At 45.3% G+C, this 19,537-nt stretch carries 24 protein-coding genes; 3 read left to right on the top strand and 21 right to left on the bottom strand.

The genetic code is table 11. The features are described from left to right. Nucleotides 1-4: 4 nt before the first annotated feature. Complete coding sequence (petA, locus tag AOB49_RS01770; protein ID WP_062307162.1) at nucleotides 5-607, bottom strand: ubiquinol-cytochrome c reductase iron-sulfur subunit; 603 nt, start codon at nucleotides 605-607, stop codon at nucleotides 5-7. A gap of 137 nt (nucleotides 608-744) precedes the next feature. Between petA and mscL the strand changes: the two genes are divergently transcribed. Continuing rightward, nucleotides 745-1,167 carry a large conductance mechanosensitive channel protein MscL gene (mscL, locus tag AOB49_RS01765; protein WP_062307159.1) on the top strand — a complete coding sequence of 141 codons (423 nt, stop codon included), beginning with the start codon at nucleotides 745-747 and terminating at the stop codon, nucleotides 1,165-1,167. 13 nt (nucleotides 1,168-1,180) lie between these two features. Here the strand turns inward: mscL and AOB49_RS01760 are convergent, their stop codons facing one another. Next, nucleotides 1,181-3,370 (bottom strand): tetratricopeptide repeat protein, encoded by a 2,190-nt coding sequence (locus AOB49_RS01760; RefSeq protein ID WP_062307156.1) that lies wholly within the window; start codon nucleotides 3,368-3,370, stop codon nucleotides 1,181-1,183. Nucleotides 3,371-3,587: 217 nt separating this feature from the next. Further along, entirely contained in the window at nucleotides 3,588-4,781 is a 1,194-nt protein-coding gene (locus AOB49_RS01755; protein ID WP_062307154.1) for a porin, read from the bottom strand. A 208-nt stretch (nucleotides 4,782-4,989) separates the two neighbouring features. Here AOB49_RS01755 and AOB49_RS01750 point away from each other — a divergent pair, with 208 nt between their 5' ends. Then, a complete protein-coding gene (locus AOB49_RS01750) occupies nucleotides 4,990-6,465 on the top strand; it encodes a tetratricopeptide repeat protein (protein WP_062307152.1) in 1,476 nt (491 codons plus the stop codon). Here the strand turns inward: AOB49_RS01750 and tatC are convergent. The 10 genes from tatC to hisB all read right to left on the bottom strand — a co-directional run bounded on the left by tatC (nucleotide 6,450) and on the right by hisB (nucleotide 12,186). Beyond that, nucleotides 6,450-7,247, bottom strand: coding sequence for a twin-arginine translocase subunit TatC (tatC, locus tag AOB49_RS01745; RefSeq protein WP_062307151.1), 798 nt, complete (start codon nucleotides 7,245-7,247; stop codon nucleotides 6,450-6,452). The genes AOB49_RS01750 and tatC overlap by 16 nt on opposite strands. Before the next feature lie 63 nt (nucleotides 7,248-7,310). Further along, nucleotides 7,311-7,787 (bottom strand): Sec-independent protein translocase protein TatB, encoded by a 477-nt coding sequence (gene tatB, locus AOB49_RS01740; protein ID WP_062307148.1) that lies wholly within the window; start codon nucleotides 7,785-7,787, stop codon nucleotides 7,311-7,313. A 50-nt stretch (nucleotides 7,788-7,837) separates the two neighbouring features. Continuing rightward, a complete protein-coding gene (gene tatA / locus AOB49_RS01735; RefSeq protein ID WP_062307147.1) occupies nucleotides 7,838-8,071 on the bottom strand; it encodes a Sec-independent protein translocase subunit TatA in 234 nt (77 codons plus the stop codon). A 15-nt stretch (nucleotides 8,072-8,086) separates the two neighbouring features. Further along, nucleotides 8,087-8,443, bottom strand: coding sequence for a histidine triad nucleotide-binding protein (locus AOB49_RS01730; RefSeq protein ID WP_062307145.1), 357 nt, complete (start codon nucleotides 8,441-8,443; stop codon nucleotides 8,087-8,089). Between the two features lie 3 nt (nucleotides 8,444-8,446). Next, nucleotides 8,447-8,848 (bottom strand): phosphoribosyl-ATP diphosphatase, encoded by a 402-nt coding sequence (locus AOB49_RS01725; protein ID WP_062307144.1) that lies wholly within the window; start codon nucleotides 8,846-8,848, stop codon nucleotides 8,447-8,449. Nucleotides 8,849-8,880: 32 nt separating this feature from the next. Further along, nucleotides 8,881-9,291, bottom strand: a complete 411-nt coding sequence (gene hisI, locus AOB49_RS01720; protein WP_062307141.1) for a phosphoribosyl-AMP cyclohydrolase — start codon at nucleotides 9,289-9,291, stop codon at nucleotides 8,881-8,883. A gap of 32 nt (nucleotides 9,292-9,323) precedes the next feature. Then, nucleotides 9,324-10,082, bottom strand: coding sequence for an imidazole glycerol phosphate synthase subunit HisF (hisF, locus tag AOB49_RS01715; RefSeq protein ID WP_062307140.1), 759 nt, complete (start codon nucleotides 10,080-10,082; stop codon nucleotides 9,324-9,326). A gap of 11 nt (nucleotides 10,083-10,093) precedes the next feature. Next, nucleotides 10,094-10,855 carry a 1-(5-phosphoribosyl)-5-[(5-phosphoribosylamino)methylideneamino]imidazole-4-carboxamide isomerase gene (hisA, locus tag AOB49_RS01710; RefSeq protein WP_062307137.1) on the bottom strand — a complete coding sequence of 254 codons (762 nt, stop codon included), beginning with the start codon at nucleotides 10,853-10,855 and terminating at the stop codon, nucleotides 10,094-10,096. Nucleotides 10,856-10,873: 18 nt separating this feature from the next. Continuing rightward, the gene (gene hisH / locus AOB49_RS01705; RefSeq protein ID WP_062307135.1) at nucleotides 10,874-11,536 is read right to left on the bottom strand and encodes an imidazole glycerol phosphate synthase subunit HisH; all 663 of its coding nucleotides are present in this window, start codon (nucleotides 11,534-11,536) and stop codon (nucleotides 10,874-10,876) included. 62 nt (nucleotides 11,537-11,598) lie between these two features. After that, on the bottom strand, nucleotides 11,599-12,186 hold the full coding sequence (gene hisB / locus AOB49_RS01700) for an imidazoleglycerol-phosphate dehydratase HisB (RefSeq protein ID WP_062307133.1): 588 nt from the start codon (nucleotides 12,184-12,186) through the stop codon (nucleotides 11,599-11,601). Nucleotides 12,187-12,311: 125 nt separating this feature from the next. On the opposite strand from hisB, the gene hisC reads away from it, so the two are divergent. Next, nucleotides 12,312-13,385 (top strand): histidinol-phosphate transaminase, encoded by a 1,074-nt coding sequence (hisC, locus tag AOB49_RS01695; protein ID WP_062307130.1) that lies wholly within the window; start codon nucleotides 12,312-12,314, stop codon nucleotides 13,383-13,385. A 23-nt stretch (nucleotides 13,386-13,408) separates the two neighbouring features. Here the strand turns inward: hisC and hisD are convergent, their stop codons facing one another. From hisD to AOB49_RS01655, 8 genes are read right to left on the bottom strand one after another with little or no spacing between them, the layout of a single operon-like run. Then, a complete protein-coding gene (gene hisD / locus AOB49_RS01690) occupies nucleotides 13,409-14,746 on the bottom strand; it encodes a histidinol dehydrogenase (RefSeq protein ID WP_062307128.1) in 1,338 nt (445 codons plus the stop codon). Nucleotides 14,747-14,757: 11 nt separating this feature from the next. Next, nucleotides 14,758-15,384: an ATP phosphoribosyltransferase gene (gene hisG, locus AOB49_RS01685; protein ID WP_062307127.1), complete on the bottom strand. Its 627-nt coding sequence runs from the start codon at nucleotides 15,382-15,384 to the stop codon at nucleotides 14,758-14,760. Nucleotides 15,385-15,404: 20 nt separating this feature from the next. Continuing rightward, nucleotides 15,405-16,679 (bottom strand): UDP-N-acetylglucosamine 1-carboxyvinyltransferase, encoded by a 1,275-nt coding sequence (gene murA / locus AOB49_RS01680; protein ID WP_062307125.1) that lies wholly within the window; start codon nucleotides 16,677-16,679, stop codon nucleotides 15,405-15,407. 33 nt (nucleotides 16,680-16,712) lie between these two features. Further along, entirely contained in the window at nucleotides 16,713-16,961 is a 249-nt protein-coding gene (locus AOB49_RS01675) for a BolA family protein (RefSeq protein ID WP_062307335.1), read from the bottom strand. Nucleotides 16,962-17,015: 54 nt separating this feature from the next. Continuing rightward, the gene (locus AOB49_RS01670; RefSeq protein WP_062307123.1) at nucleotides 17,016-17,804 is read right to left on the bottom strand and encodes an ABC transporter permease; all 789 of its coding nucleotides are present in this window, start codon (nucleotides 17,802-17,804) and stop codon (nucleotides 17,016-17,018) included. Continuing rightward, nucleotides 17,801-18,553 carry an ATP-binding cassette domain-containing protein gene (locus AOB49_RS01665; RefSeq protein WP_062307120.1) on the bottom strand — a complete coding sequence of 251 codons (753 nt, stop codon included), beginning with the start codon at nucleotides 18,551-18,553 and terminating at the stop codon, nucleotides 17,801-17,803. Before AOB49_RS01665 ends, AOB49_RS01670 begins: the two co-directional genes overlap by 4 nt. A 1-nt stretch (nucleotide 18,554) precedes the next feature. After that, nucleotides 18,555-18,815, bottom strand: a complete 261-nt coding sequence (locus AOB49_RS01660; protein WP_062307117.1) for an STAS domain-containing protein — start codon at nucleotides 18,813-18,815, stop codon at nucleotides 18,555-18,557. A 33-nt stretch (nucleotides 18,816-18,848) separates the two neighbouring features. Continuing rightward, nucleotides 18,849-19,496, bottom strand: a complete 648-nt coding sequence (locus AOB49_RS01655; protein ID WP_062307115.1) for an MlaC/ttg2D family ABC transporter substrate-binding protein — start codon at nucleotides 19,494-19,496, stop codon at nucleotides 18,849-18,851. Nucleotides 19,497-19,537: the final 41 nt, after the last annotated feature.

The following is a 19,537-nucleotide window of genomic DNA, read 5'->3' as shown; positions in this document are numbered from 1 at the left end:
CTCCTTAGGCCTTCTTATCGTCGCCAATCAGAATCTTGGTATCGCTCAAATACATATGTGGCGGCACTTCAAGGTTATCTGGGGCTGGTTTGTTCTTAAATACTCGGCCGGCCATGTCAAATGTAGAACCATGGCATGGGCAAAGGAAGCCACCTGGCCAAGTGTTGGGCAAAGATGGCTGTGGACCTGCCTCAAATTTTGCCGTGGGTGAGCAACCCAAATGCGTACAAATCCCAACTACTACGAGGTATTCAGGCTTGATTGAGCGCCATTGATTCTGGGCGTATGGAGGGGTGAACTGGGCTGGATCCCTTAAAGAATCAGGGTCTGCAAGCTCTGAGTCAATTTTGGAGAGCTCAGCCACTTGCTCTGGAGTGCGACGCACTACCCAAACTGGTTTGCCGCGCCACTCAACCATTCTCATCTCATCTGGCTGCATACCGGCGATATCGATCTCAACAGCTGCTCCAGCCGCCTTAGCGCGCTCGGAAGGCTCAAAGCTATCAACAAAAGGGTAAAGGGCTGCGGCAGCACCAACGCCGCCAACCGCTGAAGTAGCGATCAACCAATTACGACGATCCTTGTCCATACAGGGCTTGTCACTCATTTACAAAATTCCTTGGAAGAGCATTTATGGGTGGAAATTGCTTAAAGGTAAGATTTTAAAGTAAAAAGTAGGGTATGCAAGAAAGTTATGGGGTTAATCTTGAGTTAATCTCAATCTAATAGAAAAGAAAGGTATTTATGGCTGTTTTAAAGGAATTTCGGGACTTCGCAGTCAAGGGAAATGTTATTGATTTAGCGGTTGGTGTGATTATTGGCGGGGCTTTCGGGAAAATCGTCGACTCCTTGGTAAATGACATTGTGATGCCGGTCATTTCAACCCTTTTAGGTGGTCACATTGACTTTACCAACCTCTTTCTTGTTCTGGGGAGGGTTCCAGAGGGGGTTCCACGCACTTTTGACGCACTCAAAAAGGCTGGGGTACCAATTTTTGCTTATGGCAATTTCATCACTATCTCAATCAACTTTATTTTGCTGGCATTTGTCATTTTTCAAATGGTCAAGATTGTCAATAAAGTTCGCACGATAGATGCCCCACCAGCTCCACCCACACCAGAAGACACTGTCTTGCTTCGAGAAATTAGAGACAGCTTAAAAAAATAATTCTCAACCGAGACTAGCGATTAGCTGACTCAATATCTAAATGATCGGGGGGTAATCCTAAGAGATGCCTCTCCATCATTTTGCAATATGCCCGCTCAATATTTTGAGCAAATAGTTTTGTATCAAACAATGGGGTGGTGAGTCTATTTTTGTGCAGCTTATCTTTTAACAACTGTAGTTGCTCTGGATTTAGCGCCAATTCAACTGCCATATTCTCAAAATCCTCAATATTTTGAGCAGCTAATTCCGGCATACTCATTGCATGAAGTAGCGATGCCGCAACCCTGCCTACAAATGTCTTACCTAAACAGGTCAGCACTGGCAAACCAGCCCATAGCGCATCGCTTGCGGTAGTGTGCGCACCATAAGGCAAGGAATCAATAAACAAATCCGCCAAACAATGGCGTGCGAGATGCTCTGCTAACTCTGCCCTTGGAGCGAATACCAGGCGGGATGAATTAATGCCTCTTTTCATGGCCTCTTTTTTTAGATTATTCACAGCAGTAGGATTGCCGTCTAATAACCAAAGGACAGAACCTTCTACTCGCCCTAAAATTCTCATCCAACTATCAAAAGAGGTTGGTGTAATTTTGTAAAGATTATTAAAGCAACAAAATACAAAACCCTTATGCGGCAATCCAAAATCCTGCCGAGCGAAAGCACGATTTGCAATCTCCCTTTTGGAATCATTTGCCTGGTAGGTATCTGGTAAATAAACAATCTTTTCAAGATAGTTCTGCCGATGTTCTGGAGGAATCACCACCTTATCGGCCATCAAATAATCCATCTCTTTGTACCCAACAGATCCTGGATAGCCCAAGTAATTGATTTGTATTGGCGCTGCTCTATGCATGAATATTTCGGGTCGATTATGTTGAGTCAGGCCCGTGAGATCCACAGCAATATCGATTTCAAGCTCTCTAGCCAAAAGCGCTACGTCCTTATCCGACATTTCCCGTATGTCAATGAAGCGATCGAAGGCTGAAGATATTCTTACATTCATTCCATCTTGCGCATTCGGACCAAAGGCAAAACCAAAAACTTCAAATTGAGATTTGTCATGGGACTCTAAAAGCCCAACAATTAAATGAGCCACTGCATGCAGACGAAAATCAGCTGAGAAATATCCAAGCCGTATACGGCTCCTCTTGGTCCTTGAAGAAATTTCGGGAAGCCCATCTTTTAATACATGTTTAGCGCCGACCCATGTCCGAGCTACATCAAGAACCTTGGCTTCATCGTCGCTCATAGCCAAAAGATAAAATGGGTGGATAACAAGTTGATCGCCATTAACTGCTTGCACTATCTTATCCATCTCGGTTTTGACATCATTCCAATCACACACATTTCGCTTAAGAAAGGCATGAGATCCTAATGCAAAGTCATGATGGGCATTTAATTGCAACACCTTGTCGAATGCCTTAATCGACTCCAGATAATTACCTTGATCTTGAAGGGCATTTCCTAAGCTACTCCAAGCATCTATAAAGTTTGGACTTAAGCTGATTGCTCTACGGTAATCTTCGATGGCGCTATCAAGTGCCAAGGCTGAATAAAATGTATCCGCCCTATTTTTCCAGGCCTCATAAAAATTAGGCCTGATTACTAAAGCTTGATTAAATGCAAGGATTGCCTCTTTGGGCCTATTCATTGCATCCAATAAAATTCCTTTTGCAGCCCAGGCCTCAGCATAAGCAGGACTCAACTGTAAACAGCCTTCATAGGACCTTAAGGCATCCTCCAATAAATACAATTGCTTTTGCGAGCTAGCTTGGTTAAACCATGCTTGCGCATAACTCGAATTCCTGGAGATCACATTTTGTGAAACGTCCAAACTTTCTTGATATCGACCTAAGTTATTCAAAACCCCAGCCATATTAATTTGCGCCTCAATATCAGAAGGCGCTAAATCTAGAGCCTTCTCATAGGCATGAAGGGCAGCCTCATACTGCTCATCCATTGATAGAATTAAACCGAGGTTGTAATACACCTCTGAATTTTTATCATTTATAGCAATTGCTTTTTGCAAACTCTCAATTGCAAAATCAAGTTGACCCGCCCTTGCATACAGCATGCCAAGCTTATAGTGTGGCTCATAGGAGCTAGGGTGTAAATAAATAGCCTTTTGAAGAATCGCAGTTGCCTCTTTAGCATTGCCATTTTTCAAGCTAAGACTTGCTTGCCCTAATAGTGATTTAAGCACCGTATTGAGCGCCTTCTAAATGCCAAACCATAGATCATTTACTCTCTATTTTATTTACTCCAAGACTGATCACTCCTCCAATCGAAACAAACAAGATTGGTGATTTTCAGAATAAACCAATATTCCAGCAAAGAAAAAACCCACTGTGTTACCACAGTGGGTTCATTACAACTTTGCAACTACTTAAAAATTATCAACTAGCTAAGCTAGCATCCAATTAGAAAGTGTGGCGAACGCCCATTGCATACTGGCTAGCCTTAGCACCACCACCAGCATTAACGTTATAAGCTGCAGATGCGCTTGATGTCAAAGTCTGGCCATAGATTGCATACAAGTTTGTACGCTTGCTCAACCAGTAGTTAGAACCCAACTGCCAAGCATTAAAGTTAACTGTTGGCTGACCTTCGCCAAAAGCACTGTAGCGACCTAAACCAGCTGAACCCCAAGCTTCGATTGTTGGAGTAATGAAGCTACGAACACCGATCTGCTCGGCAGTACGGCTAGCATACTGGTTAGAATTCAAACCAGAAGTTGCCTTACGGTTGATGTAGTTAGCGTATGCCTTCAAGATACCGAAATCATATGTAACACCAGCATACCACTGACGATCCGTAGTGTTTGGCAATGAAGCCTCAGACCAAGTTGTACCAGGGCTTCCAACTGAAGCAGCTGTTGGAGTCAATGTTGCAGCGTTATTAGCCTCGATCTTGAATGACTGATAAGCAAGGGTTGCAAACAATTTATTCCATGTGTAGTTAGCACCCAAACCCCAACCAGTGAAGTTAGTGTTACCACCGTTTGTTGCAACAGTAGTTTGGTTACCACGTTGTGTTGCATCTACACCGTTTTGTGTGTACTGAGCATTGAATTTGAAACCAGCGAAAGAATCGCTTTGCGCTGTCAATGTATTGGTTGTGCTAATTGTGTAAGCAGAAGAAGCCGTAGACTGACCACCGTCTGTACCAGCTTGAGGGCGTACTACGTTACCAACGGTATTGTTGTTTTGACCTGGGTCAGTAGCAGCAAACGCAATGTGAACTGGAGTGTACTGTGTACCGATAGCAGCTTGACCAAGACCTTTTTTGTTCAAACCAACAAAAGACTGACGATTGTTCATCGAAGAGAATGTAGTTGATGTATTGTTCAAACCTGTTTCAATTGTGAAAACAGCTGACAAACCACCACCGAGGTCTTCTTGACCTTTAAAGCCTAAGCGGCTTGACTGCTCATAGCTATCACCAAACTTGGTTGTAGTTGTCTTGTTAACACCACCTGAAGCTGATGTAGGTGTAGATGTTGATTTACCTGAGAAACCAGCGTCCAAAATACCGTAAACAGTCACTGATGACTGAGCTTGAGCAGCACCAGCAAAAGCTGTTACCGCTGCAACTGCGAATAGCGATTTTTTCATTCTTTAAATCTCCATAAATTGAAAGTAATGCCCGAATAAAACTGGGACCTATGAATTTTGCTTGTTTTGCCCAGCTAGACTGGGGGTAAGGGTATTTAGGAACTCTTTTTGCTTGTCAAAAGGCAGTTTTTTGGTTTTCTTTGTTGTATCACGGCAACAAGGGCATCCTTTTCGGGTGTTTTATGGCCTTAGATGTCAAAATTGTCACATGGCGAGCCGTGAATTCTTAAAAATCCTACAATCTGCCCGACTGGGTGATGTATCCGCACAACAAAAATTGGCATCCGCCTACCTGACTGGGGCGTTTAAAACCCCCATTCAGCCCGCTAATGCCCTGATTTGGCTGGAGAAATCCTATTTATCCATTCAAAATCAAATAGTTAGCGAATTGAGCTCTAGAAATACTGAAATTTCAGGATCGGCAAGCACTTCAGCTGAAATTTTGGAGATTCTGGAGCAAATCTCACTGGTTCCGCTAGAAGGAACTTTTAATTCTCCGGCATTTTCTTTTGGCTGGGAATCGTTCTGGAAATTAGCAGAAGCCAATGTTTCCGCGAGCTCTGCGGCCCAATGGCAACTAGCCGCATTACTACTAGACCCCAATAAAAAAGATTTGCAAACTGAAATTGCCAACTGGGTTCAGAGACACAAAGCTGGCACTGATTTTTCATCACTGCAAAAAACTGCCAAGGATTTTCTTCTTCAATTGGCAGAATCAGAAACGGCATTCACCAACGCCGCAAAAGAACTTCTCATTAAGCTTCAACCTAAAGATGAGGCGCTTTCCTCCCTTTGGAGTGCCTGGCTCTCCGAAAAGAATGAGGCGGCCTTAATTCAAGCAGCTGAACTGGGGCTTACGATTGCAAAGCTCACATTGGGCTTACGCCTAGCGCAATTTGAAGATCAATCTCATGATGAAAAAGCGGCGTCTAGCCAGCTAGCAGGGAAATCCAATGCCTCACTGAAAAAAGCCGCTTACTGGTTAGAGTTGGCAGCCAAGGATGGAGACCGTGATGCGTGGTTTGCTCTAGGTGAGATATATCGCCGTCCACAGTTTTCAGGATACAACGCTGCCGAGAGCGATCGCTGCTTTGATCGTGCCGCTGACCTGGGTCACCCACAAGCCCAATTCAGAAGAGGTGCCAACTTGTGGCGCAAACGCGAAAAGGTTGAAGAGAAAGTGCGGGGACTTCAGGCTTCCTATTGGGTTTGGCAGGCACATCAGCAAGGAGTGCCTGAGGCAAAAGAATTACTCGGGAAAATTTTAGAGAATGTATCCAACCCTCAAAAAAATGACTGGTATGAGCTAGCTACTTTTGCAGAAGAGGCTCTCAATCATCATGCCGAACATAAGCTCGATCATGAATGGATTTTGTTATGCCACAGACTGATTATTGCCAATCAATTTAATTTGAGCAAAGCCGAATTGCTTTTATGTGATGTCGGGCAGCTACAACATGAGCACTGTGTGGTTGTAGATATTCGTCATGAACTGCCAAAAATATTACCTAGACTGATTCAGATTGATACGACACAACAACGTCGCTCACTCTTAGCCGCTGGAAAAGCATTCGCTGGAAGCGATGCGGATCAAGAGGGTAATTTACGACAAAGACGTTACCGCTTTGATCGAGTAACGGAGTGGCTTAAAACTACCTTCTCACAAGATCAAGTGCTTGCTTGAGGGTCAGCATCTTTCGCGCCACCAACCTCATCCTCAGATGGTTTTGATACGTAGAAGCGCGCAATCAATAAGCCCAATTCATATAGCAAGCTCATGGGCACTGCCAACAGCAGCTGGGATAAGACATCGGGCGGCGTAACAATAGCTGAAATCACAAATGCGCCTACGATCACATAGGGGCGAATCTCCCTAAGCTTAGCTAAGGGAACCATTCCCATGCGGACTAAAACCACAACAACGACTGGTACCTCAAAGGTAATACCAAATGCTAAAAATGTCGTCATGGCAAAACTCAGATAGTTATCGATATCTGTCGACATTTCCGCACCCAATGGTGCGTTATAACTCGCCATGAATTGAAATACAGTTGGAAAAACCAGGAAGTAAGCAAAAGCCATTCCAAAGATAAACAAACTGTAGCTACTCACTACCAAGGGCAGGATTAGCTTTCGCTCATGCTGATAGAGCCCGGGAGCAATAAAAGCCCACAATTGATACATCACCACAGGCAAAGCAATTAAGAAAGCAACTAACATCGTTACCTTCATAGGCACAAAAAATGAGCCCGTCACGTCAGTGACAATCATCTTGCCACCCGCGGGCAATGCCTGAAGTAGGGGCTGCGCAAACAGATGAAAAATATCGGGCGCCCAATACACCAAACTAACAAAAACAATGATAATTGCTAGTGCAGATTTAATAATGCGATCACGCAACTCATATAAATGAGATAAAAAAGATTCCTGTAAACCTGAATCTTCTGTTGAATTATTTTGCGTCATCGAAATATGGCTTGTTTTGAGTTCTGGTGTGGGTTTAGCTGTATAGCTGAATGTATTGACTGCTTATTTATTAGCGCTGTGATGAAAACGCTTCATACGAGCAGCACCGGATTGAACTCTTGTACGCATACCCGTAGAACGTTTAAACCAAATTGGTCTAGCAGCCCGCCTTACGCCCCAGCTCTTGCGTCCTTGACGCATGGATTTTTGTAACACTTCTTTTGCATCAAGCGGCGCTCTAGTGAAATTGCTCTCAAAAATATCCGCTTGATCGCTAAGATTTGCGCCTGCCTCATGAACGGTGGATTGAATTGTGTTTTCGACATCCTTAAATGCGGAAACGCTTTCCTCGCGCAATTTCTTAAATTCCTCAACTTCCATTTGACGACTAACCTCAGACTTCACGTCAGCCATATAACGCTGCGCACGACCAAAAAGATTGCCAGCCATACGCGCGACTTTTGGAAGACGCTCAGGGCCAACGACCACTAGGGCCACTACAGCGATTAGCGCAAGCTTTGAAACACCAAGATCAATCATAGAAGTTGAAATGCATTGCGCACCGCATTCGAGTGCATCAAATTAAACAATTATTTGTTCACATCCTTAGCTTGCACATCTACAGTCTTCTCTGGAGTGCCTGCGGCAGATTGCTGAATTTGATCATTTGCTTTTTGTGGCTCATCCGATGTTTTCATACCATCTTTGAAACCCTTTACCGCGCCTCCCAAGTCGGTGCCGATATTACGTAATTTTTTGGTACCAAATACCAACATCACGATTACCAAAACAATTAACCAATGCCAAATGCTAAATGAACCCATTTCAATCTCCTCAGACTATTTTTTCCAGGGACGCGGACCGCCCATCACATGCAAGTGCAAGTGATAAACCTCCTGCCCACCATCCGCGCCATTGTTTACCATCAATCTAAAGCCGCCGTCTTTTCCTGGGCGGCAACCCTGCTCTTTGGCCAGACGTGGCGCTAATTCCATCATTCTACCTAGCAAAGGGGCATCGTCGCTTTGCGCAGACTCCAACATGGGAATATGTTTTTTAGGAATCATCAAGAAATGGATTGGCGCAGCTGGGTTAATGTCCTTAAAGGCACAGATTTCCTCATCCTCATACACTTTCTGAGAGGGAATTAATCCCTGGGAAATCTTGCAAAACAGGCAATTTGGATCGTGGGACATCGATTACTCCTTATGAGCGGCTTTTCTGGCAGCTTTTTCTTCAATACCCGAAGTACCCAAACGACGCTCCAGCTCGGCAATCACATCCTCCGGCCGCAAGCCAAATTGAGATAAAGCAATCAGGCAGTGAAACCAGAGATCGGCCATTTCTCCAACCAAAAGCTTTTGCTGCTCAGGAGCTAGGTTGGCATTGCGAGCATCCTTGGCCGCCATGACCACTTCAGTAGCCTCCTCGCCAATTTTCTTCAAAATGCCATCATCACCCTTGGAAAAGAGCAGGGCTGTATAAGAAGTTTTTGGATCGGCTTGCCCGGCTTTGAATGCATCGCGGCGCCGATCCACCACATTAGCCAAGTGGGCTAAAGCAGCATCTAAATTAGAAGGGGTATTGGCTGGACTAGTCATAAAGAGATTTTATGTCTTTTATGCCAGGAAAACTAAGAAGTCCTATTTTTTCCCTGAGACTCATCAACCCAAGCTGATTTCGTGGAATCCCACCGCTGAAAAAAGCAACTATGCTCGCCAGTGTGGCATGCAATGCCGTCTTTTTGCTCAACCAAAAGAACAATCGTATCGCCATCGCAATCAAGACGAATTTCTTTGACCTTTTGGGTATGGCCAGATTCTTCACCCTTGTGCCACAGTTTTTGTCTTGAACGAGTCCAATACACTGCCTCTCCTAAGCGCAAAGTGGCCAGCAAAGCATCGCGATTCATCCAAGCCATCATCAAAATATCTTTACTACCTAGCTCTTGAGCAATCACAGGAACTAAACCTTGCTCATTCCATTTAACAGCATCCAGCCATGGGCCGGCTTCTAACGATTGGATTGGGGTAAATATGCTCATGAATATCTTTTCTAAATTTGCTTTATTACCACTTAAATCCGCACCGGAATTCCTTGGCTCGCCATGTATTCTTTTGCCTGCCCCACAGTGTATTCACCATAGTGAAAAATACTCGCCGCAAGAACAGCGTCAGCATGACCTTTCGTAATGCCATCGACCAGGTGCTGCAAATTGCCTACTCCGCCAGAAGCAATAACAGGAACGCTCACCGCATCGCTGACCGCCGCAGTTAACTCAAGGTCAAATCCATCTTTACTACCATCGCGATTCATACTAGTAAGTAATATTTCACCAGCACCACGTTTGGCCACTTCTGTTGCCCAGGCTACAACATCCATACCAGTAGCAGTTCTACCGCCGTGAGTAAACACTTCCCAATTTCCCGTCTCGGTCTTCTTGGCATCAATCGCGACAACAATACACTGAGAACCATAGTACGCAGCAGCATCAGAAACTAAATCTGGATTTGCTACCGCTGATGAATTCATACTTACCTTATCAGCACCAGCATTAAGCAAACGACGCACATCCGCTACAGCACGCACACCACCGCCAACGGTCAAAGGAATAAACACCTGGGATGCAACATCTTCAATGATGTGCAAAATGAGATCGCGCCCATCTGATGTTGCAGTAATGTCCAGGAAAGTTAACTCATCAGCGCCTTGAGTGTCATAACGCTTTGCGATCTCGACTGGATCACCGGCGTCACGCAAACCAACAAAGTTCACGCCCTTTACAACACGGCCTGCCGTTACATCAAGGCAAGGAATAATTCGTTTAGTTAGCACTGAGAAGCACTCTAGACAATTTTCTTTGCAAACTTGAGAGTCAGCTCATCGGCATACTTTTGGGCCGCAGTTAAATCGAGATCGCCAGCATAAATAGAGCGGCCCGCAATCACGCCCATAACACCCTCTTCCTCAGCCGCACAAAGTGCCTCGATATCTTGGTTGCTTGATAGTCCGCCACTTGCAATTACCGGAATGCGAATGGCTTGGGCCAACTTGATCGTCGCATCCATATTCACGCCTTTGAGCATACCGTCACGACCAATATCGGTGTAGATAATTGCCTCCACGCCGTAGTCTTCAAATTTCTTAGCAAGATCGATCACTTCGTGACCTGTAATTTTGCTCCAACCGTCCGTGGCAACTTTGCCATCACGCGCATCTAAACCCACCATAATATGTCCAGGAAAAGCGGTGCACGCATCTTGCACAAACCCCGGACTCTTGACAGCAGCCGTACCGATAATGACTGTACTAATGCCGTCATCCAATAAACGCTCAATCGTTTCTAGGTCACGAATACCACCACCAAGCTGAACAGGAATTTCATCTCCTACCGCCTTAAGAATAGATTTAATAGCAGATTCATTTTTGAGTTTTCCGGCAAATGCGCCATTGAGATCAACTAGGTGCAAGCGACGTGCGCCCTTGCTAATCCAATGTGTCGCCATTGCGCCAGGATCTTCAGAAAAAACCGTGGCCTTGTCCATGTCACCTTGCTCTAGTCGAACACAGTGGCCGTCTTTTAAATCAATTGCAGGTATTAGAAGCATAGCAGCGTCAGATAAATATTAAGGTTGCCAAGAAACAAAATTTTTGTAGAGCTTTAAGCCGTATTCTGCACTTTTTTCAGGATGAAATTGGGTTGCAAAAATATTATCCCTTGCAACAGCAGAAGTAAACCAATCCCCATACTCCGTTGAGCCCGCGATATCTTCTTTGTCTTGCGGCACAACGTAATAACTATGCACAAAATAAAAACTGGTCATATCAGGTATGCCATCCCAAATCGGGTGCTGACGATTCTGACGAACTTGATTCCAACCCATGTGAGGAACCTTATAAGCAGATCCATCTGGCTGGAATTTACCAGCTAACTCAAAACGCCTGACTTCCCCTGAAATCAGACCCAAACAAGGGGTCCAGGATGCATCAGCGCTTGAGCGCACTTCGGCACTCCGATCAAAAAGCATTTGTTCGCCAACGCAAACACCTAATAACGGCTTGTTTTTTGCAGCTTCCAACAATGCTTCAAGCAAGCCAGACTCTTCTAAATGCTTCATACAATCAGGCATTGCGCCTTGTCCAGGCAGAACCACTCGCTCTGCGGCAATAATTTCTTCGGGCTTACGCGCAATCACCACATTGGCATCAGGAGCCACATGATGAAATGCTTGATATACAGAACGTAAATTACCCATTCCATAATCGACGATCGCAATGGTTTGCGCCAATTGTTAGCCTATGTTCTGTAGTTTTTTGACGGTCTTCTACCCAATGCTAGAAATTTTCTAGATTAGAGACTGCCCTTGGTAGATGGAACAACGCCAGACGCACGGGGATCAAGCTCTAAAGCCATCCGTAAAGCACGGCCAAAAGCCTTGAACACGGTTTCAATCTGATGGTGAGCATTAATACCCCGCAAATTATCAATATGCAAGGTTACTCCAGCGTGGTTTACAAAGCCGCGGAAAAACTCAATGCTCAGATCCACGTCAAAGTCACCCACGCGCGCTCGGGTAAATGGCACATTGAACTCCAGTCCTGGTCGACCTGAAAAATCGATTACAACGCGAGATAGGGTTTCATCCAAAGGGACATAAGAGTGGCCATAGCGAGTAATGCCCGCTTTATCACCAACCGCCTTGGCAAATGCCTGACCCAGAGTGATGCCGACATCCTCAACGGTATGGTGATCATCAATATGGGTATCCCCTTTTGCCACCACTTTGAGGTCAATCATGCCGTGACGGGCAATTTGATCGAGCATATGGTCTAGGAATGGAACACCTGAGGCTAGCTCAGCCTTACCAGTGCCATCTAAATTGATAGCAATTTGAATTTTGGTTTCCGAAGTGTTTCGGGTAACGTCGGCTTGCCGCATGCTTCAGTGCGCCGCGAGGCGAAGTGTTGATTGAAGCCTCATAATATCATTCCTAATACAGATATAAATGCTGATTTGCCTGCTGGTATTTATTAACTTTTGCAGATTTTTAACTAGAGTCCCTAATGAGCCGCTTTTGGAGCCCCGTTGTTCAGACCCTTACCCCCTATGTTCCTGGGGAGCAACCGCAAATGAAGCGGTTAGTAAAGCTAAACACTAACGAGAGCCCTTATGGACCCTCTCCCAAGGCGCTAGCAGCGATAAATGAGCAAACAAATGATGATTTAAGGCTTTATCCAGACCCAGAAGGAGTAGCCCTTAAAAAAGCCATCGCTGATTTGCATGGCCTAGACCCAAAACAGGTGTTTTTAGGCAATGGCTCGGACGAAGTCCTGGCTCACGTATTTCTAGGGCTCCTCAAACAAGCTAAGCCGATCCAGTTTCCGGATATCACCTATAGCTTCTACCCTGTCTACTGCAAGTTATTTGGGATTGACTATCAAACCGTCGCCCTAGGCCCTAATTTTGAAATTGAGACAAAAGATTTCAAATTTCCCAATGGTGGGATTATTTTCCCCAACCCCAACGCCCCCACTGGACGAGCCATTCCTAGGGCAGATATCGAATCACTCCTCGGCAGAAATATAGATTCAGTAGTGGTTATCGATGAGGCTTATGTCGACTACGGAACCGAATCCTCTATCCCACTGTTACGCGGGAATGCTTGCCCAGAGAATCTCTTAGTCGTTCACACCCTATCTAAGTCTCGCGCCCTAGCGGGATTACGGGTGGGATTTGCTGTAGGTCACCCCGCCCTCATTGAAGGTTTAGAGCGCGTCAAGAATAGCTTTAACTCTTATCCTCTTGGGCGCTTGGCGCAAACAGGTGCAATCGCTGCCATTCAAGATCAAGCGCATCTAGAGATCACTACAAAGAAAGTGATTCAGACTCGTGAACGCTTGGTACACGAACTAACAATGTTGGGTTTTGATACTTTGCCATCAACAGCAAACTTCATATTTACGCACCACCCAAAACATAAAGGTGTGAAACTGTATCAGTCCTTACGAGATCGCGGAATTATCGTGCGTCACTTTCAATCGCCACGCATAGAAGAATTTCTACGCATCACTATCGGCACCGACGAGCAAACTAACGAGCTAGTTGCAGCCTTGAAAGAAATCCTAGCTAGTGCTTGAGCTAGATTCATTACGGTAATTTTTTATTTCTGAATGTATTTCTTCAGACGCATCTCAGCAGCACGAGCGTGAGCCGTCAGGCCCTCGCCGTGCGCGAGAGTACTGGCTACAGCACCCAATGTTTGCGCGCCAGCTTCACTAACCTCAATCATGCTCGAGCGCTTGATAAAATCGTACACCCCTAGTGGAGATGAGAAACGCGCAGTTCGTGCTGTTGGCAAAACGTGATTTGGCCCTGCACAATAATCGCCAAGAGACTCGCTAGTGTAGTTACCCATGAAGATGGCACCTGCATGACGAATGAGGTCAGCCCACTTACGTGGCTCTGCAGCGCAAATTTCTAAGTGCTCAGCAGCGATTGCATTCGCAATGTCGCAAGCCTCCTTCATATCTCTCACCTGAATCAGTAAAGCGCGATTAGCAAGTGATGTTTCAATCACTTTCTTTCTCGGCATTTCTGGCAACAACTTATTAATACTGCTCTGTACCTGCTCAATAAATTGCTCATCTGGACAAAGCAAAATAGACTGCGCTAATTCATCATGCTCAGCTTGAGAAAACAAATCCATCGCAATCCAATCGGGATTGCTTGAGCCATCGCACAAAACTAAAATTTCTGAGGGGCCAGCAATCATGTCGATACCAACAATTCCAAACACCCTGCGCTTAGCAGCAGCGACATAGGCATTACCGGGACCAACAATTTTATCGACTGGTGGAATGGTCTTAGTGCCGTAAGCCAGAGCGCCAACTGCTTGTGCGCCACCGATCGTAAAGACACGATCTACACCCGACAAATAGGCCGCAGCCAAGACCAAAGAATTACGCGCCCCATCGGGAGTGGGTACCACCATGATGACCTCTGTCACCCCCGCAACCTTTGCAGGAATCGCATTCATCAAAACAGAGGATGGATAGGCGGCCTTACCGCCAGGAACATAAATGCCTACGCGATCTAATGGAGTGACTTTTTGCCCCAAGCGTGTGCCATCTGCCTCTTCATACTCCCACGAGTGACATCCCGCTTCAATCTTTTGTTTTTCGTGATATGCACGAACTCTTTGTGCAGCAATATCCAGTGCATTTTTCTGTTCAGCCGATAAACCTTCGTAGGCTTTTTTTAATTCTTCTTGAGTAATCTCTAGCTCAGTGACGTCGGCAACATTTAAACGGTCAAACTGTTTTGTAAATGCAAGGACAGCAGCATCACCGTCGGCCTTCACTTGCGCCAAAATTCTAACAACCGCAGCATCAATCGCCTCATCATCGGCCATTGGCAAAGAAAGGCTTGAGAGCAAGGTTTCTTTAAACCCAGCATCCTGGCTATTCAGTCGTTTAACGTTAACCCGTGCAACAGACATATGAATTTCTTTTACTTGAGTAATTCAAAGAATGGCTGCAACTGCGAGCGCTTACGTTTATAAGAAGCTTGATTCACCACAAGACGCGCGCTGATATTGGCAATCGGCTCAACCTCAACGAGGCCGTTTGCGCGTAAGGTGTTGCCTGTGGACACTAAATCCACAATGGCATCAGCCAAACCAACTAATGGAGCCAACTCCATCGAGCCATACAAATGAATCGTATCGATATGCACACCTTTATTTGCAAAGTGTTCGCGCGCGCAATTCACATATTTTGTCGCTACCTTCAAGCGGGAGCCCTGCTGAACAGCAGCGGCGTAATCAAAACCTTCTTTTACAGCAACAGACATCCGGCATTTAGCAATATCCAAATCGAATGGGACATACAAACCATCAGTGCCGTTCTCCATCAAGACATCTAAACCCGCAACACCAAAATCCGCACCACCGAACTGAACATAGGTTGGCACATCGGAAGCACGCACAATAATGAGGCGTACATCCGGATTAGAGGTCTCAATAATGAGTTTGCGTGACTTTTCAGGATCTTCAAGCGGACGAATACCGATCTTGGATAAGATCTCAGCGGTTTCTTCGAAGATTCGCCCCTTCGAGAGGGCTAAAGTTAACTTCATGGACTAATTATCCATCAGGCTCACTTGATGCGCTGAATGTTAGCCCCTAAGAGGGTTAACTTTTGCTCCATGCGGTCGTATCCACGATCGAGGTGATAAATCCGATCTACCTGGGTTTCACCTTGGGCAGCTAAGCCGGCAATGACCAGGCTGGCCGAAGCGCGTAAATCGGTAGCCATCACGATAGCCCCAGAAAGCTTCTCTACCCCTTGTGCAATCGCCGTATTGCCCTCAATTGCGATATCAGCGCCCAGACGATTCATCTCCTGAACGTGCATAAAGCGGTTTTCAAAGATGGTTTCAGTAATTGTGGCATTGCCCTCAGCAATGGCATTGACTGCCATAAGTTGGGCCTGCATATCTGTCGGAAAGGCGGGATATTCAGATGTGCGGAAGCTAACAGCCTTTGGGCGACCATGCATCGAGGCTCTAATCCAATCAGGACCAACCTCCATCTGTAAACCAGCTTCCTTGAGCTTTACCATCACAGCATCAAGGGTGTCTGGGCGACAGTGCTTCACCAAGACCTCACCACCAGCCGCAGCAACAGCGCATAAGAAAGTACCTGCCTCAATACGGTCAGCAATTACGGCATGCTCTGCGCTATGCAGCTTTTCAACACCTTCAATAACTAGGCGATCACTACCAATACCAGTGATCTTTGCGCCCATTTTGACAAGTAGCTCTGCCAAGTCTCCCACCTCTGGCTCGCGCGCAGCATTCTCCAAAATCGTAGTACCCGATGCCAAAGTAGCAGCCATCAATAGATTTTCTGTACCAGTGACAGTGATCATGTCAGTCAAGACAGAGGCGCCTTGCAAACGACCTGTAGCCGATTTTGTTTCAGCTTGAATATAACCACTCTTAATTTTGATTGTGGCGCCCATGGCTTTTAAGCCTTTAATGTGTTGGTCGACTGGACGCGCCCCAATCGCACAACCGCCAGGTAAAGAAACTTTAGCGCTGTGCATTCTAGTAAGCAAAGGACCAAGGACCAAAATAGAAGCGCGCATGGTTTTCACCATTTCATAAGTTGCTTCTGAGCTCTTAATATTGGCCGCATTAAGTATCACATGGTTGCGATTATTGGGGTCAGGGAATGTAACGGTGACCCCAATTTCTTGCAATAACTTGAGCATGGTACGTACATCTTGTAAATCTGGAACGTTATGCAAAGTGATTGGCTGATCCGTTAATAAGCAGGCACACAGAATCGGCAATGCCGCATTTTTAGCGCCGGCAATAGCCACTTCACCCTTGAGGGGAGTGCCGCCAACCATTCGTAATTTATCCATAAATCTTTTCCAGTGAAAATCTAATGCTGTATTTTAAGTTGTTGGATTTTTCGCAAACTCTTCAGGTGTAAAGGCTTTAATGGATAAAGCATGTACCTCGGCTTTCATACGATCACCCATAGCCCCATAGACTAATTGGTGCCGCTGAATTAAACGCTTACCTTCAAACTCAGGACTCACAATCGTTGCAAAAAAATGCTGCCCATCGCCCTCGACTTTGACATGGGTACATGCAAGGCCCTGCTGAATGTATCCCTCAATTTGCTCCGGGGTTGGCAACATCACAATCTCCTCATTCTCAAAATTACTCATCACTACCAATACCTACCAATGGCATTAGTGCCTTAACTTGTAGCCCCTTTGTAATAAACGCAAAGCCACTGCTGAAACCAAAATGAAAAAGCACGCAACAATTACCAAGCTATTCCAAGGGGAAATATCAGACACTCCAAAGAAGCCGTAACGAAATCCATCAATCATGTAAAAAAATGGATTGAAATGAGAAACGGTTTGCCACGCAACTGGCAGAGAATGAATAGAGTAGAACACACCAGATAACATTGTTGCTGGCATGATGATAAAGTTTTGAAATGCCGCTAATTGATCGTATTTATCGGCCCAGATGCCTGCTATCAATCCCATGCTACCCAAAATGGCGGCACCCAAAAGAGCAAACGCCATGATCCATAGCGGATATTCAAAGGATGGCATAGCAAACCATGCCGTGATGATCAAAACACCTGTGCCAACGACGATTCCTCTAAATACTGCAGCCAATACATAAGCGGCATAAAACTCTATATGACTAAATGGCGCCAGTAGCACAAATACTAAATTACCAGTCACTTTAGATTGAATGAGGGATGAAGAGGTATTGGCAAAAGCATTTTGCAATACGCTCATCATGACAAGCCCGGGAATAAGAAAGGCCGTGTAGTTTAAGCGGCCATAAACTTCCTTACCTTCTAAAACATGTCCGAAAATCATTAAATACAAGACCGCTGTAAGTACCGGAGCAGCAACCGTCTGAAATGCCACCTTATAAAAACGCTTTACTTCTTTTAAGAGCAATGTTGGAAAGCCGCTGCCATATGAAATTTTAGGTTTATTCAAGACAGACTTCATCGCGCACCGCCTGACATGATGTTCACAAAAACATCTTCGAGATCTGCCTTGCCCTCACCGTCTTTTTTGACCGAGCCATACTGACTCAGCAAATTCGCAGTGGTATCTAAAGCAACAATATTTCCTTGTTTGAGCATAGCGATTCGTTGGCATAGGGCTTCAGCCTCTTCCAGGTAATGCGTTGTTAGCACAATCGTATGTCCATCTTGATTAAGGCGACTAATAAATTGCCAAAGTGATTGACGCAATTCAACATCAACGCCAGCAGTTGGCTCATCCAAAATAATCACTGGTGGTCTATGAACCAAGGCCTGTGCTACTAATACTCGGCGCTTCATACCGCCTGATAAAGAGCGCATATTGCTGTCAGCTTTACCGGTGAGGTCTAGGTTAGCCATAATCTCATCAATCCAGGCATCATTTTGACGAATACCAAAATAACCAGATTGAAATTGCAACGTTTCCCTTACGGTAAAAAACGGGTCAAACACTAACTCCTGCGGCACAACTCCAAGCATGCGTCGAGCTTGACGAAATTGACCTTGAACATCGGCGCCCATGATTGCAGCATGCCCATGGTCTGCAGTAACTAAGCCAGCCAAAATCGAGATCAGCGTTGTCTTGCCAGCACCGTTGGGGCCAAGCAAACCAAAGAACTCGCCTTGTTCAATTGTTAAAGAGACATCGTCTAGCGCCTGAAGTGCGCCATAATTTTTTGCTATGTTTTTAATCGATATGGCAGCGTGCATGCTATTGCAAACCTAATAGCTCGGCAACACCGTATACACCAGCCAATACTTTTAATTTCTCAGGAGCATTTTGAACACTAACCCGCTGACCAATAGCTTGCAATTTTTTCTGCCATGCCAATAAAACCGTTAATACGGTAGAGTCAAATTCTTTTAGCTGAATACAATCCACGGTTTGTAAAGTAGCCAAATTTAATAATCCATCTTTTTCTAGTTGCAAAACATTGTCTTGCGTTACTGAGACGGGCAGCAAAAATGGCATCTAATGTTTCTCTTTACTTAATGTTAGGAAGCTTCAGTTTGCTGGCTTTGCAGCAGCAAGCTGTTTATTGCGATCCTGCAAAAATTTCACAAGACCCTCAATACCATTCTGGCTAATTTGATTCGCAAACTGATTGCGATATGCCTCAACCAGCCACACACCCATGATGTTCATGTCATAGACTTTCCAGCCATTAGCTGTTTTCTCCAAGCGATAGTCAAGTGGAACTGGATCACCGCGGCCAATTACCACAGTCTTCACAATCACTTCTTTATCATCTGGAGCCGCGCGCAAGGGTTTAAATTGGATTGTCTGATCGCGCAACTGACTTAAAGCACCAGAGTAAGTGCGAATGAGTAAATTCTTAAACTCAGTCATGAGTTGTGCCTGCTGCTCGGGGGTAGCTTTTTTCCAATTTGGGCCCATCGCCATTTCAGTAGTGCGCCGCATATCGGTATAGGGAACAATTTTCTTTTCCACTAAATCCACGATGCGAGGAATATTCCCTTTTTGAATCTCGGGATCAGACTTCACGGAAGCCATGACATCAGAAACTACAGCCTTGATCAAACCATCAGGAGTAGATTGATCTGCTCCCTGGGCATAAACACCGCCAACAAATAAAAACAGGCTTGATAGCAATACCTTGAAATATTTTTGAATGGTTTTATGGCTTTTCATGTGTCCTCGTTCGATGCTGGTAATTGAGGCTCATTTTAGCC

Origin of the sequence: Polynucleobacter sinensis (assembly GCF_001595985.1) — a bacterium.
GTDB classification, from domain to species: Bacteria; Pseudomonadota; Gammaproteobacteria; order Burkholderiales; family Burkholderiaceae; genus Polynucleobacter; species Polynucleobacter sinensis.
The sequence above is the reverse complement of the archived record's forward strand: the minus strand, read 5'-3'. Positions and strand labels throughout refer to the sequence as shown.